Origin of the sequence: Pseudomonas sp. Irchel 3E19 (assembly GCF_900187585.1) — a bacterium.
Lineage (GTDB): Bacteria > Pseudomonadota > Gammaproteobacteria > Pseudomonadales > Pseudomonadaceae > Aquipseudomonas > Aquipseudomonas baetica.
Window position 1 is genome coordinate 25,110 of sequence record NZ_FYDT01000055.1, and the last position, 14,348, is coordinate 39,457.

Below are 14,348 nucleotides of genomic sequence, written 5' to 3' on the forward strand. Positions count from 1 at the left end.
TGTTCAATTGCGTGGTGGTCCTTTCAGATCGATAGGTGCGGCATTGTCGGGGCGGCCACGGATCAGCGATTCCGGATGCCGGCCCAGGTAATCCGACAGTTCACGCAGCGAGCGCGACATGCGCCCGAGCTCATCGAGGGTCTCGGTGAGCTTCTCGCGCTGCGGCGAATCTTCGGCCAGGGTAGAGCTGGCGGACTGCAAAGTCTTGCTGACATCGGCGAGGGTGGTCTGCACGCCCGGCAAGGTCTTGGCGTTGAACTGGGCCAGACCTTTGCGCAGTTCGACCAGATTGCTGTCGAGGTTGTTGGCGATACGATCCACCGGCAACTTGTTGAGTTTGTCGACCACGGCTTCGAGTTTTTCCTGCAACTGTTCGAGGCTGCCGGGCACGGTCGGAATCACCACCGGGCGGGCCGTTGGGTCGAACGCGACTTTTTCGGCTTTCGGGAAGAAATCCAGCGCCACGTACAACTGGCCTGTCAGCAGGTTGCCACTGCGGGCCTGGGCGCGCAGGCCATTGTCGATGAAGGTACCCATCAGGCGGATGCCGGCGGCTTCGTCGTTGGGGTCGTGCTTGAACGCGGTGAGCATTTTTCCGTAGGCCATACCGAGCCGCTGCGGGTAAATGACGATGCCGACGTTCAGCGGGAAGCTGCGTTTTTTCGCATCGAAGTCCAGATTGATCGCCACCACCCGACCGATTTCCATGCCGAGGAATTCCACCGGTGCGCCGACTTTGAGCCCGCGCAGGGACTGGTCGAAGCGCAAACTCAGGTACTGCGACTTGCCGTTGGGTGGGGCGAGGGCGGTTTGCTGGTCTTCGAACAGTTCGAAGTTTTTGTCGTCGGCGGCGGCCACGTCGTTGGGGCTGTAATCCGGCGCACGGAAGGCGATGCCGCCCACCAGCATCGATGAAAGCGATTCGGTTTTGACCTGGAAACCGTTGGCGCCGACGCTGACGTCGATACCACTGGCGTTCCAGAACCGGGTGTTTTCGGTGACAAAGGCATCGTTGGGCGCATGAATGAACACTTCGATGTTCACGCCTTTACCGTCAGGTGCCAGCTCGTAGGTGACGACCTGGCCGACCGGAATTTTGCGGTAGTAAACCGGTGAGCCAATGTCCAGCGAGCCCAGATCCTGAGTGTGCAGCATGAAACGCTTGCCTGGTTCGCCGTAGGTGATTGGCGGCGGGTTTTCCAGGCCTTTGAAATGTTTGGCGCGGTTGTTGGCCTGACCGATATCGGCGCCGATGTAGTCGCCGGAGAGCAAGGTATCGATGCCCGACACACCGCCAGCGCCGATACGTGGGCGCACGACCCAGAACTGCGAATCTTCACGGGTAAAACTTTCCGCCTGCTTGGCCAGTTTGATGGTGGCGTTGACGCTCTTCTGATCGTTGCTCAATTCGACATCGGTGACCTGACCGATCACCACGTTGCGGTATTTGACCTCGGTCTTGTTCGCCACCAGACCGCTGCCGGTCTTGAAGTTGACGATAATGGCCGGGCCTTCCTGCATCAGGTTGTGTACCACCAGCGAAATGCCCACCAGCACCGCCACGATCGGCACGATCCACACCAGCGAGAGGCTGAAACGGCGGGTTTTGATTGGGGCCTGGCCGGGTGCTCGCGGCTCGTCGGGTGCTGACGACTTCATCCGTGTCCTCCTTCAATAATTGGGCACTGAGCGTCAGGAACGCCAAAGCACTTCATCAATATAGAAGTGCTTGGCGATAGAGCAAATTACTGACGATGTTGAAGGTGATCGTTCCCACGCTCCTGCGTGGGAACGCAGCCCGTGACGCTCCGCGTCACTGGACGCAGAGCGTCCCTTGAGGCATTACCACGCGGAGCGTGGGAACGATCAAAGATCGCAGCCTGCGGCAGCTCCTACAGGTGGCAGTGTTAGCCGAGCATTTCGCGCAGGCGGTACCAGAACATGCCCAACGCCAGCAGTGGCGAACGCAACGCCGGGCCGCCGGGGAAGGTCATGTGCGGCACGCCACTGAAGACGTCCATGCCCTGACTGTGACCCGCATGAATCGCTTCGCCGAGCAGCTTGGCGCACCAATGGGTGACGTTCAGGCCATGGCCGGAATAGCCTTGGGCGTAAAACACGTTTGGATGCAGCTTGAGCCGACCGACCTGCGGGAAGCGATTGGCGGTGATGCCGATCTTTCCGCCCCACTGGTAATCGATGCGCACGTCCGCCAGTTGCGGGAAGACCTTGAGCATCTTCGGGCGCATGTACGCTGCGATGTCCGCCGGATCACGGCCGGAATAATGACAGGCACCGCCGAACAGCAAGCGCCGGTCGGCCGAGAGACGGTAGTAGTCGAGGCCGACTTTCTGGTCGCACAGCGACAGATTCTGCGGGATCAGTTGCGCGGCGCGCTCCTGCGATAACGGTTCGGTGGCGATGATGTAACTGCCGGCCGGCAGCACTTTGCCGCTGAGTTGGGGTTCGAGTTCATCCAGATGCGCGTTGCAACCGAGCACCAGGCTGCCAGCGCGGACGGTTCCGCTGGCGCAGCGAACCTGCGCGGTGGCGCCATGGATGATTTCCAGCACCGGACTTTGCTCGAAGATGCGCACGCCGAGTGACGCCGCCAGGCGCGCTTCGCCTTGCACCAGATCCAGAGGGTGCAAATGCCCGGAGCCCATGTCGATCAAACCGCCGGCATAGCCATCGGCGTTAACCACCTGCTGGCGGATCTGCTCGGGGCCGACCAAGCGGGTTTCGTGGGCATAACCGAGTTCGGCGAGGCTGACTTGTTCTTCATTGAACGCTTCGAATTGCCCAGGCGTATTCGCCAGTTCGCAGAAGCCCCAGCGCAGATCGCAGTCGATGCCGTTATCGCCGATGCGCCGGCGTACCACGTCCACCGAATCGATCCCGGCACGCTGCAGATAGCGCACGCCTTCCTGGCCGACGTACTTGGCGAACCCTTCGACCTCATGACCGATGCCGCGAATCAACTGGCCGCCATTGCGACCGCTGGCGCCCCAGCCGATGCGCCGGGCTTCGATGAGGATCACCGAGAGCCCGCGCTGCGCCAGTTCGATGGCGGTGTTGACGCCGGTGAACCCGCCGCCGATCACGCACACGTCAGCCGTCAGATCACCGTCAAGCGCAGGGTAGGGAGTGCTCGCCCGAGCCGAGGCGGCGTAATAGGAACGGGCGTGTTCTTGGGTGTGCTGATTCATTTGTTCGACTTCACTTTGCTCCAGGACCGGGTCATCAGACGCATGATCGCCTGGGGCGGGGTAGAGGAGATGTAGAGCTTGTCGAGCACTGCCTGGGATGGGTAAACCTCAGGGTTGTTGACCAGCTCCTGATCCATGTATTGCTTGGCTGCCGGGTTCGGGTTGGCATAACCGACCGATGCACTGACCTTGGCGATCACTTGCGGATCGAGCAGGTAATTAATGAAGGCATGGGCCTCTTTCGGGTTGCCGGCGTCGGCCGGGATCGCCAACAGGTCGAACCACAGGTTGGCGCCTTCTTTCGGGATGGCGTAGGCAATGTTCACACCGTTCTTGGCTTCCTTGGCGCGGTTGGCGGCCTGGAACACGTCGCCGGAGTAACCGAAGGCCACGCAGATATCGCCGTTGGCCAGATCCGAGACGTATTTCGAGGAATGGAAGTAGGTGATGTAAGGGCGAATGCTCAGCAGTTTGGCTTCGGCTTTCTTGTAGTCTTCCGGGTTTTCGCTGCGTGGGTCCAGGCCCATGTAGTTGAGAATCGCCGGGAACACTTCGTCCGCCGAGTCCATCATCGACACGCCGCACTGGCTGAGTTTCTTGATGTTTTCCGGCTCGAACAGCACGGCCCAGGAGTCGATGTGATCGATGCCCAGCACTTGCTTGACCTTGTCGACGTTGTAGCCGATGCCGTTGGTGCCCCACAGGTACGGCACCGAGTGCTGGTTACCCGGGTCGTTTTTCTCCAGCAACTCCAGCAGTTTCGGGTCGAGGTTTTTCCAGTTCGGCAGTTGCGCACGATCCAGTTTGAGGAACGCGCCAGCCTTTACCTGCCGGGCGAGGAAGTGGTTGGACGGCACGACCACGTCATAGCCGGTACGGCCGGCGAGGAGCTTGCCTTCCAGGGTTTCGTTGGAGTCGAAAACGTCGTAGATCACCTTGGTCCCGGTGCTGCTCTGGAAGTCGGCGAGGGTGGTTTCGCCAATGTAGTCGGTCCAGTTGTAGACGCTGACCTGTGGCTGGGCTTGGGCTACGGCGCTGAACATCAGGCTCAGGCTGACCGGGATCAAGGATTTCAACAGACGCATATCGACACCTCTTCGAATTATTGGATTTTTCAGGTGGTTCGCTATTCCCCTTGAGGGAGGGGGCTTGCTCCCGAAAGCGTCGGCACTTTCAATATGGGTGTCGACTGACACACCGCTTTCGGGAGCAAGCCCCCTCCCACAGAGGATTTGTGGAATGGGCTTAAACGCTCATCATCAAGAACTCACGCTCCCACGAGCTGATCACGCGCTTGAAGTTTTCATGCTCGGCGCGTTTCACCGCGACGTAGCCGCGCACGAATTTGTCGCCCAGGTCAAGGATTTCAACAGACGCATATCGACACCTCTTCGAATTATTGGATTTTCAGGTGGTTCGCTATTCCCCTTGTGGGAGGGGGCTTGCTCCCGAAAGCGTCGGCACTTTCAATATAGGTGTCGACTGACACACCGCTTTCGGGAGCAAGCCCCCTCCCACAGAGGATGTGTGGAATGGGCTTAAACGCTCAGCATCAGGAACTCACGCTCCCACGAGCTGATCACGCGCTTGAAGTTTTCATGCTCGGCGCGTTTCACCGCGACGTAGCCGCGCACGAATTTGTCGCCCAGGTCAAGGATTTCAACAGACGCATATCGACACCTCTTCGAATTATTGGATTTTCAGGTGGTTCGCTATTCCCCTTGTGGGAGGGGGCTTGCTCCCGAAAGCGTCGGCACTTTCAATATGGGTGTCGACTGACACACCGCTTTCGGGAGCAAGCCCCCTCCCACAGAGGATGTGTGGAATGGGCTTAAACGCTCAGCATCAGGAACTCACGCTCCCACGAGCTGATCACGCGCTTGAAGTTTTCATGCTCGGCGCGTTTCACCGCGACGTAGCCGCGCACGAATTTGTCGCCCAGGTATTGCGCAACGGTCTCGCACTCTTCCATCTGCGTCAGGGCCTCTTCGATGGTGATCGGCAGGCGCAGGTTGCGGCGTTCGTAGGCGCGGCCTTGTACCGCAGCGCTCGGCTCGATGCCCTCGACCATGCCGATGTAACCGCACAGCAAGCTCGCGGCAATCGCCAGGTACGGGTTGGCATCGGCGCCCGGCAGGCGGTTTTCCACGCGCATCGACTCGGGACCGGAGGTCGGTACACGCAAACCAACGGTGCGGTTCTCTTCGCCCCATTCGACGTTTACCGGCGCCGAGGTGTCCGGCAGGAAGCGGCGGAACGAGTTCACGTTCGGCGCGAACATCGGCAGCACTTTCGGGATGCACTTCTGCAAACCGCCGATGTAATGCAGGAACAATTCGCTCATTTGCCCGTCGGCATTGGCGAAGATCGGCTTGCCCGTAGCGATGTCCACCACACTCTGGTGAATGTGCATGGCGCTGCCTGGCTCGTCACCAATCGGCTTAGCCATGAACGTCGCCGCGACGTTGTGCTTGAGCGCAGCCTCACGCATGGTCCGTTTGAACACGGTGATCTGGTCGGCCAGATCCAGCGCGTCGCCGTGACGGAAATTGATTTCCATCTGCGCCGGGCCGTCTTCGTGGATCAACGTGTCGAGATCCAGACCTTGCAGTTCGCACCAGTCGTAGACATCTTCGAACAGCGGATCGAATTCGTTGGCCGCATCAATGGAGAACGACTGCCGGCCACTTTCCGCGCGACCGGAGCGGCCCAGCGGTGCTTTCAGCGGCAAGTCCGGGTCTTCGCAGCGCTGGGTCAGGTAGAACTCCATTTCTGGCGCAACGATCGGCTTCCAGCCTTTGTCGGTGTACAGCTGCAAGACTTTCTTCAGCACGTTGCGCGGCGACAATTCGATCGGGTTGCCGAATTTGTCGAAGGTGTCGTGGATGACAATGGCGGTCGGCTCGATCGCCCATGGAATGACGTACACCGCATCGGCTACAGGCTTGCAGACCATGTCAATGTCGGCCGGGTCGAGCAGGTCGTAGTAGATGTCGTCGTCGACAAAATCCCCGGTTACCGTTTGCAGCAGCACACTCTCCGGCAGGCGCATGCCTCGCTCATGCAGGAACTTGTTGGTCGGTGCGATCTTGCCGCGGGCGATGCCGGTCAGGTCGCTGACCACACATTCAACTTCGGTAATCTTGTGATCTTTCAGCCACGTGAACAGCTGATCGAAAGGGGCATTCATAAAGACCTCGTTATTGGTTTTATAGACGCCGGGGAGGGCGGGTTTCATCTTCCGCCCCTTCCCCTGTGGCGCGTTGACGACTATCTTGGGCGAGCCTTGCAGTTCCATCTATCCACTTTAAGCAGCACCCAAGCGCACCAAAAGAGTGCGCAAGGTCACCCTATGACAACGTGCAATCCGCTACAGGTTCAGGCTTTCAATACCGCTGATGTCAGCGAACAGATCCGCGCCACGCCGGGTTGGGTCCAGCATTACCAACAGATGTCGCCGGGGCATTTCGCCGGGCAGATCCGTTATCTGGATTTGCAGGGTGTCGAGGTTTACGAAGAGCAGATGAACACCCGGGTCGAGCAGAATTTCAGCGCGCCATCGGGTGCTCTGGCGTTCTGTTTTGATCGCAGTGACAACGCGCTGTACCTGCTCAATGAAGACAGCCGCAACATCTGGATCACCCCGGAGAACTACCAGGAAATCGCTGTGGTTTTCGGTCCTGAATTCGTCCGTCAGCACGGTCTGGATGTGGCGAAACTCGAAGGTCTGTTCATGGCGCCGCTCAATGGTGGGCAGAACGCACTGTTCAGTCGCTGGTTAAGCTCAACTCTCACGAAGTTGACGCAAGCTGTTGATTTACCAAGTAAAGAATCTCTAACCCAGCAATTACTTGAAGATTGTTTGTTCATCCTCGATAACGCCCGAGTCGATCTCGACCGTGGCGGTTTGCAGCGGCGCAACGAAGAACGAATGATCATGAAACGGGTAGGTGAGTGGGCTGCCGACTCGCCGGAAGAAACGCTCAATCTGCTCGAGCTTTCTCACGTCGCCGGGGTTTCGCTGCGCCAGCTGCAACAGGCGTTCAAGGCCTATACCGGCATGACCCCCAGCCATTGGTTGCGCCTGCGCCGGTTGAACAGCGCACACCGCGAACTGCTTAAACGCAGACCGGCGGAAACCACCGTTGCAGAAGTCGCCATGCACTGGTCGTTCTGGCATCTGGGGCGATTTTCCAGCAGCTATCAGGCCCTGTTCAAAGAGCTGCCGAGCGAGACCCTCAAGCGCCCGCGAACGGCGTAGCGAAGAAAAAGCCCTTTGTGTCCCACGCGAAGTTAAATAGAATCAGTCTCATTTGAATCTAACTTCGCGCAGGGTCTCCTGGATGATTGAAGCAGCGCCGGCCTCGGAGCAGAACCTGCACGACTTGTACCGCGAGCATCGCGGCTGGCTGGAAACCTGGCTGCGTCGGCGCATGGGCAACGCGTGGGATGCGGCAGACCTGAGTCAGGACACCTTCCTGCGCGTGCTGTGCAGCGCTCAACCTGTTGCCGATATGCGCGAGCCACGGGCTTATTTGCTGACCGTGGGCAAACGCTTGCTGAGCAATTTCTACACGCGCCGCAGTCTGGAAAAAGCCTATCTGGAGGCCCTGGCGCAATTGCCAGAGGAGAGTGCGCCGTCGCCGGAGCAGCGCTGGTTGTTGCTGGAAACCCTGCAAGCGCTGGATGAATTGCTCGATGGTTTGCCGCGAACGGTGCGCCGGGCGTTTTTGTGGAGTCAGCTCGAGGGCCTCGGCTACCGCGAGATCGCCGAGCGTTTGCAGGTCTCTGAACGCACTGTAAAACGTTACATGGCGCAGGCTTACGAGCATTGCTTGATGTTGGATCTATGATGCGCGTGGCGCCCAATTCAGACGCACGCGAAGTGGCCCGTGCCGCCGCGCAATGGCTGGCGTTGCTGGAATCTGGCGAAGCGACGAATGACGATCACGCGCGCCTGCAAAACTGGCGCAGCAGCGATAGCCGCCATGAAAACGCCTGGCAGAAAATTCAGTTGTTGCGCCAACGTTTCAGCGATCTGCCGGCGGCCTTGGCCATGGCCACGCTGGATCGCCCGGATCAGGCGCGCCGGGCAGCGCTGAAACGCGCGCTCGGTCTGGCAGCGTTGGTGCCGGCAGCCTGGCTGATCAGTCGGCAATTGCCGCTGGACGTCTGGCGCGCCGATCTGCACACCAGCACCGGTGAACATAAACGTTTGCCTTTGGCGGATGGCAGTTCGCTGCAACTGAACACCAACAGTGCGGTAAACGTGGATCTGGCTGCCCGTCAGTTGACGCTGGTGCGCGGCGAAATGGCGCTCAATGTTCCCGGCAGTTCAGCGTTGATGATCGACGCTCATTACGGTCGGATCAGTGTCAGCCGCAGTGAGGTCTGTGTGCGACTCAACGAGCGTGATTGTACGGTTTGCGTGGTCAGCGGCACGGTGCAGTTGCAACCGCTGCACGGCCCGGCGCTGATGCTGAATAAAGGTCAACAAGTCAGACTGCAAGCCTCTGGCGCAGGGCCTGTTACAGCATTCGACGTCTTGATGCCGGGCTGGCGCGACGGTGTATTGATGGCGCAGAACCAGCCGCTGGGGGATTTTCTGCGCGAGTTGAGCCGTTATCGCTCAGGGCTGCTGCGCTGGGATCCTGCGCTTGAGGCGTTGCGCGTCACGGGCAGTTTCCGTCTCGACAATACCGACCAGGTACTTTCGCTGCTGGCAGCGAGCCTGCCGATTGAAGTGCATACACGCACCCGTTTCTGGGTTTCCCTCATGCCTCAGAAAAAAATTGGCTGAAGCCTGTCCCTTTTTTTCGCCTCGCTGGTCATTCCAGGCAAGTGAACAAAATCGAGAGCTTCTTCCAATGCCCGCAGTCTTCCCAAGCCGTTTGCGTCCGTTGTTGCAGTTGAGCCTGCTGCTGAGCCTGAGTGCCAGCCCTTTGATGATCCAGTCCAGTTGGGCCGATGACGCTGATCGGCGCAGTTATCAGGTGCCGGCCGGCAGCTTGAGTGCGGTGCTGACGCGTTTTGCAGGATTGGCCGGGGTCAACCTGTCGGTAGATCCGGCACTGGTCAGCGGCCAGAACAGCAAGGGTTTGAGCGGTGAGTACGGCGTGGAGGAGGGGTTCACCCGGTTGTTGCTCGGTTCCGGCCTGCAGCTGCAACCGGTGGGCGAGCATGCCTACACGCTGATTCCGGTGGCGCAGGGCGGTAGCCTACAACTGGCACCGACCTCGATTCTCGGCGCCACCGATTCTTCGGGAGCCGACGTATTTGCCGGCGGCCAGGTCGCACGTCGCGGTTCGCAAGGGCTGTTGGGGTCTAAAGACTTCATGGAAACCCCATTCAGCATGACCACCTACACCAGCGAGACGGTCAAGAACCAGCAGGCCCGAACGTTGGGCGATTTGATCGCCAGCGACCCTTCGGTGCGCGCGACCAATCCGGCGGGCGGGCGCTATGAACAGTTCACCATCCGTGGCTTCAGCCTGTTCAACAGTGACGTTGCCTACAACGGGCTTTACGGCGTGCTGCCGACGTACACCATCGACATGGAAATGGCCGATCGCGTCGACGTCCTTAAAGGCCCGAGCCAACTCATCAACGGTATTTCGCCGCGGGGCAGTGTAGGAGGGGGGATCAACGTCGTTCCGAAACGCGCGACAGACAAACCGATCACTTCATTGACCGCCAATTACGCCTCGAACAATCAGGTCGGTGGCGCCGTGGATGTCGGTCGGCGTTTTGGCGAGGACAATCAGTTCGGCCTGCGTTTCAACGGCGTAAAACAGTCTGGTGATACCGAGTGGGATCACCAGAGCGTCGATCGCGACATGGCGGTGCTGGGCCTGGATTTTCGCGGTGAGCGCCTGCGACTGTCGACTGATATGGGCCATACCGAGCGCGATACCGACGCACCGCAAGAGCGCGTGCAGGTTGCTGCAAACGCCAAGGTTCCGAACGCGAACAACGTGCGGGACAACTACGCGCAACCCTGGAGCCAGGCGCGTACCAAAGACACTTTCGGCACGGTCAACGCTGAGTTTGATGTCAGTGACTCGGTGATGTTGTACGGCGGCGTCGGCGCACGCAAAAGCAATCACGACTTCCTGCGCCATGCCGTTTCAGTCACCAACGATGCTGGCGATTTCAGCGTGCAGCCGCGCGATTTCACCCGAGACGAAAATGTCCGTACCGCCACGGCGGGCGTGCGCAACTGGTTCCACACGGGGCCCGTCAGCCATGAAGTCAACTTGGCTGCCAGCTACTTTTATATGGACTTCGAAAACGGCGGCGCCCGTTATGCGGCAGGGCGCAGCAACCTCTACGACCCGGTGGAAACCGCGAAACCCGGCTCGCCAACGCGGCAAGACGCCAAGGTCTACACCGAAAACCGCTTCAGTGGCGTCGCGTTGTCTGACACCTTGGGCTTCTTCGATGATCGCCTGTTGCTGACCCTTGGCGCCCGCTGGCAACGAGTGAAGGTCGATGACTGGAGCGATGATGTAAAGGGCGACACGGCCTACGACGAAGAAAAGGTTTCGCCATCGGGCGGCGTTCTGTTCAAGGCGACGGACAAGTTGTCCCTGTACGCCAACTACATGGAAGGCCTGAGCCAGGGCAAGATAGCGCCTTCGACGTCGGTGAACGAAGACGAAATCTTCCCGCCTTTTATCAGCCGTCAGGTTGAGGTCGGCGCCAAATACGATGCTGGGGCGTATGCGTTGACGGCGGCTGTGTTCCGCATCAAGCAGCCGGCTTATGAAACCAATGCAACGACGCGGGTGTTCGGCCCTAACGGCAAGCGAGAGAACAACGGCGTGGAACTGAGCGTGTTCGGTGAGCCGTTGAAAGGGCTGCGCTTGCTCGGAGGCGTGATGTATATGGCCAGTGAGTTGACGCATACCACCAACGGCACATTTGATGGCAATCGCGCGCCGGCGACGCCCAAGTACAACGTCAACCTCGGCGCGGAATGGGACGTGCCGAACGTGCAGGGGCTGACACTGACAGGGCGCGGCATCTACTCCAGTTCGCAGTATCTGGATCAGTCGAACGAGAAGGAGATCGACTCCTGGGAGCGTTTTGACGTAGGCACGGGTTATGCGTTTAAAGTCGACGACAAGACCGTCACTTTGCGCGCCAATGTCGAGAACGTGCTGGACAAGCGTTATTGGAGTTCGGCCGGGGCTTCTGATGACAGCGAGCCGGGATTGACGTTGTCAACGCCGCGAACGTATCTGCTTTCAGCGACGGTGGATTTCTAGTGAAGGAGGGAATATCGGCGATAATCGTCGATATTCCGTTAACTACACTAAATGACCGTTTAGTTGAGCTAATAAAAACACTTTAAAAATCAACGGAGCAGGCCATGACTCAGCACACGCTAACCGCACAAGATCTGATTTGCGCGCTGAATCTGGAGCCACACGCTGAAGGCGGCTATTTTCGCAGAACCTATCAAGCCGACCATCGCGATTTGCTCCAAACCAGTAACGGCCCGCGTTACCTGATGACATCGATTTACTATCTGCTGACCGAGCAATCGCCATTGGGCCAGTTTCATTTCAACCAGTCCGACATCCTGCATTATTTCCAGCTTGGCGACGCCATCGAGTACAGCCTGATTCTGGCGGACGGCTCATTGCAGACACTGGTGATGGGCAGCGATGTTTTGGCAGGACAGCATCTGCAATTGCACGTACCGGGCGGGATTTGGAAAGCTTCGCGACTGTTGGAGGGATCGAACGGATTTGGCTTGATCAGCGAAGCCGTTTCGCCTGGGTTTGATTTCGCGGATATGGAGATGGGGAATCGACAGAAACTCACGGCGCAGTTTCCGCAGCATCGAGCGCTGATTGAAAAGCTGACGCGGGATGAGGATTGAGAGAGGCAGATTTCAAGAGTTGACCAGGCTTTACGGAAAGCGACCTCAGAGGAAATGCCGGAGATTCAAATCCTGTGTGCGTCGGTGCAAAGCTAGAAACATCTTGTTACGTGTAATGTATATTATGTTAAACGACAGGTCATGTCGCTGATGTTCATGAGCCGCCTACTTGCTACTCTCCAATTTCAAAACTATTCGCGATTGCAGCTGCCTTGAAACCCAAAAAATCGCACAGTTTCGAACTTTGCGGTTGAGATTCGATAATTCCAAAACTTTTGTGATGTACATTGCAATAGATACACAATAGGTTCGAGCGCCTAGAATCAGTGATATTCGTACAGCTCTTGGTAAGCGATCATGAGGCAGATGCTCACGCATTACTGTGAACACTGGCATGGAGAATTGCCAGTGTCGACGTTGACATTGAAGAGATACATCTTGTCGATGGCTGGTCAGGTAGACGTCAAATTGATTCAGTCTCGCGTGTACGCGATTGGCAAATGGCATCGAGACAATTTATTTCCCGATCCAAGCGCTGATATTTTCCTGCGCGAGATGCTACGTGGTGTGGTTAAGGCTCATCGCTATGATGATATACCCACCCAAGAGACCCGAGCGCTGACTTTCGAAGAGCTAAGCAAAATTTGTCATGATCTCGAAAGTCGTCGTAACAATGCTCTCGATGCACACAGCTATGATTTTCTCAGCGCCCATCGTGATCTCGCGATCTACCTTCTGGGTTACTGGGGAGGCTTAACAGGTCGCGATCTTGAGACACTGACCTCGGATAACATCAATTTTCCTGATGAGGGAGGACTTGATATAGTTCTATCAATAACTGACGTTAAAGGTGAACAGAGAAAGGATTACTTGATTCATCACCTGCAAGCATTGAGAAAGCTTTGTCCTGTTGAAGCATTGAAAAATTGGTTACATGTTTCACAAATATCACGAGGGCCGGTATTTCGCTCTATCAATAGATGGGGGGGGATTAGCGAGAACAGGCTATCCCAATCAGGTATTAATTTTACATTGCAACGCGCTGATTCAAGCGCCGGGGCTCGCGCACCGCTTTCATCGAGGTCTTTACCACGAGGATTTGCAGATTGGGCTAACGAAAATGGGTGGACCGACCTGGACATCCGGGATTATCTGGGTGTTACCTCCGAGAGGAGTATCTATAGCCTTCATCCGTTGCGTAGTAAGGCTTTTGCATTCCGGACGGTACTGTTGTGTGATGCGCGTCCACAACTAGATCCCTCCTCGGACATGTGATAGCTGCTATCGATAATCCGACGGATTGTTCGTACTTGATGCTCAACAAGACCGTGTCGTCACGCGCCTCTACCCCTGCTCGCTATTTTCTGAATCGCGGCTATATCGATACCCTGCGCGGAGGGACGGACGCTGCTCCGCCCTCTCCTTCCCGATACTGCTCACAAACATAGCCACGTCAGGATTTCAGCGATATCTGACTCTCAGCGAGGCCAAAAGGCTGCCGCTGAGCGCACCAGCGCTCGTTCTAGTCGCCCTACACCCTTCAAAATTACACATTCAGGGATGGCGACCATGCCATTTGGATAAAATCGAGCTAGGCTAGGCTGATCCGTCACCGCCAAAGTGAGTTACATGGCTTATCGTATTGCCCATACAGCTGTCTCGAAGCCTCTGGTTCGTAAACCTACGGAATATCTTACTCATGTAGGAATCCAGGAGCTTAACGAGCTCAATATTTTCTTGCTCGCGAAGGAAGGCTTTGCAGTGAAAGACGCCGAAGCAATGGTCTCGCTTTCCGAGCTTTATTTGTCATTCAGGGTAATTGAACGGATCGTTGGCAAGCCAGGCCGACCGAAGAAAGGCAAAGGCGACGAATTTGACACCGATCGACTTAGTGTGCTCCAGAGCGCGATAGCATTTCAATACGCTAAGGTTCTCGAAGACGCAATGAGTGTTTTTGGCACTCTGAGACTTGCCGAGGAATGGCTTGCCAAACCCTGCAGGCATTTGGCCGGCAATATTCCTCTTGATCTGGTAAGTAACCCGCTTGGGTTTCAAGTCGTCGAAAATTACCTAGAACGGCTCGAGCTGGGGGTCTATCAATAACCTACCGTTTTGGTCTAGATGTAGTGGTCAACTAATCCCGGACACGACGTTAAGTTTTTTCTCGGCCTGAGCTGGGGCCAGTCCGTTGTTGAATTGGTGCGGTCTAATCCAGTTGTACCGATGCATCAGGTAATGACTGATGTCGC

General features: G+C 57.3%; 11 protein-coding genes and 2 pseudogenes. 7 read left to right on the plus strand and 6 right to left on the minus strand.

Annotation, left to right across the window (positions count from 1 at the left end; translation table 11 throughout):
* Positions 1-3: 3 nt before the first annotated feature.
* From CKW18_RS25095 to CKW18_RS25110, 6 genes and pseudogenes are all read right to left on the minus strand, one after another.
* Complete coding sequence (locus CKW18_RS25095) at positions 4-1,659, minus strand: intermembrane transport protein PqiB (RefSeq protein ID WP_095191250.1); 1,656 nt, start codon at positions 1,657-1,659, stop codon at positions 4-6.
* Between the two features lie 248 nt (positions 1,660-1,907).
* Positions 1,908-3,209 carry an FAD-binding oxidoreductase gene (locus CKW18_RS25100; RefSeq protein WP_095191251.1) on the minus strand — a complete coding sequence of 434 codons (1,302 nt, stop codon included), beginning with the start codon at positions 3,207-3,209 and terminating at the stop codon, positions 1,908-1,910.
* On the minus strand, positions 3,206-4,294 hold the full coding sequence (locus tag CKW18_RS25105; RefSeq protein WP_095191252.1) for a polyamine ABC transporter substrate-binding protein: 1,089 nt from the start codon (positions 4,292-4,294) through the stop codon (positions 3,206-3,208). The genes CKW18_RS25100 and CKW18_RS25105 overlap by 4 nt, the downstream gene beginning before the upstream one ends.
* A 160-nt stretch (positions 4,295-4,454) precedes the next feature.
* Positions 4,455-4,565 (minus strand): annotated as a pseudogene (locus CKW18_RS31565) (hypothetical protein); the annotation flags it as partial.
* A gap of 182 nt (positions 4,566-4,747) precedes the next feature.
* A pseudogene (locus CKW18_RS30820) lies at positions 4,748-4,858 on the minus strand (hypothetical protein); the annotation flags it as partial.
* Between the two features lie 182 nt (positions 4,859-5,040).
* On the minus strand, positions 5,041-6,399 hold the full coding sequence (locus CKW18_RS25110; protein WP_095191253.1) for a glutamine synthetase family protein: 1,359 nt from the start codon (positions 6,397-6,399) through the stop codon (positions 5,041-5,043).
* Between the two features lie 162 nt (positions 6,400-6,561).
* Here CKW18_RS25110 and CKW18_RS25115 point away from each other — a divergent pair, with 162 nt between their 5' ends.
* From CKW18_RS25115 to CKW18_RS25145, 7 genes are all read left to right on the plus strand, one after another.
* Positions 6,562-7,470 carry a helix-turn-helix domain-containing protein gene (locus tag CKW18_RS25115; protein ID WP_095191254.1) on the plus strand — a complete coding sequence of 303 codons (909 nt, stop codon included), beginning with the start codon at positions 6,562-6,564 and terminating at the stop codon, positions 7,468-7,470.
* An 82-nt stretch (positions 7,471-7,552) separates the two neighbouring features.
* The gene (locus tag CKW18_RS25120; protein WP_095191255.1) at positions 7,553-8,062 is read left to right on the plus strand and encodes a sigma-70 family RNA polymerase sigma factor; all 510 of its coding nucleotides are present in this window, start codon (positions 7,553-7,555) and stop codon (positions 8,060-8,062) included.
* The gene (locus CKW18_RS25125; RefSeq protein ID WP_095191256.1) at positions 8,062-9,009 is read left to right on the plus strand and encodes a FecR domain-containing protein; all 948 of its coding nucleotides are present in this window, start codon (positions 8,062-8,064) and stop codon (positions 9,007-9,009) included. Before CKW18_RS25120 ends, CKW18_RS25125 begins: the two co-directional genes overlap by 1 nt.
* 67 nt (positions 9,010-9,076) lie before the next feature.
* Positions 9,077-11,479, plus strand: a complete 2,403-nt coding sequence (locus CKW18_RS25130; RefSeq protein WP_095191257.1) for a TonB-dependent siderophore receptor — start codon at positions 9,077-9,079, stop codon at positions 11,477-11,479.
* 104 nt (positions 11,480-11,583) lie between these two features.
* The gene (locus tag CKW18_RS25135) at positions 11,584-12,099 is read left to right on the plus strand and encodes a cupin domain-containing protein (protein WP_095191258.1); all 516 of its coding nucleotides are present in this window, start codon (positions 11,584-11,586) and stop codon (positions 12,097-12,099) included.
* A 408-nt stretch (positions 12,100-12,507) separates the two neighbouring features.
* The gene (locus CKW18_RS25140) at positions 12,508-13,374 is read left to right on the plus strand and encodes a hypothetical protein (protein WP_256587099.1); all 867 of its coding nucleotides are present in this window, start codon (positions 12,508-12,510) and stop codon (positions 13,372-13,374) included.
* 354 nt (positions 13,375-13,728) lie between these two features.
* On the plus strand, positions 13,729-14,202 hold the full coding sequence (locus CKW18_RS25145; protein WP_095191260.1) for an MbcA/ParS/Xre antitoxin family protein: 474 nt from the start codon (positions 13,729-13,731) through the stop codon (positions 14,200-14,202).
* Positions 14,203-14,348: the final 146 nt, after the last annotated feature.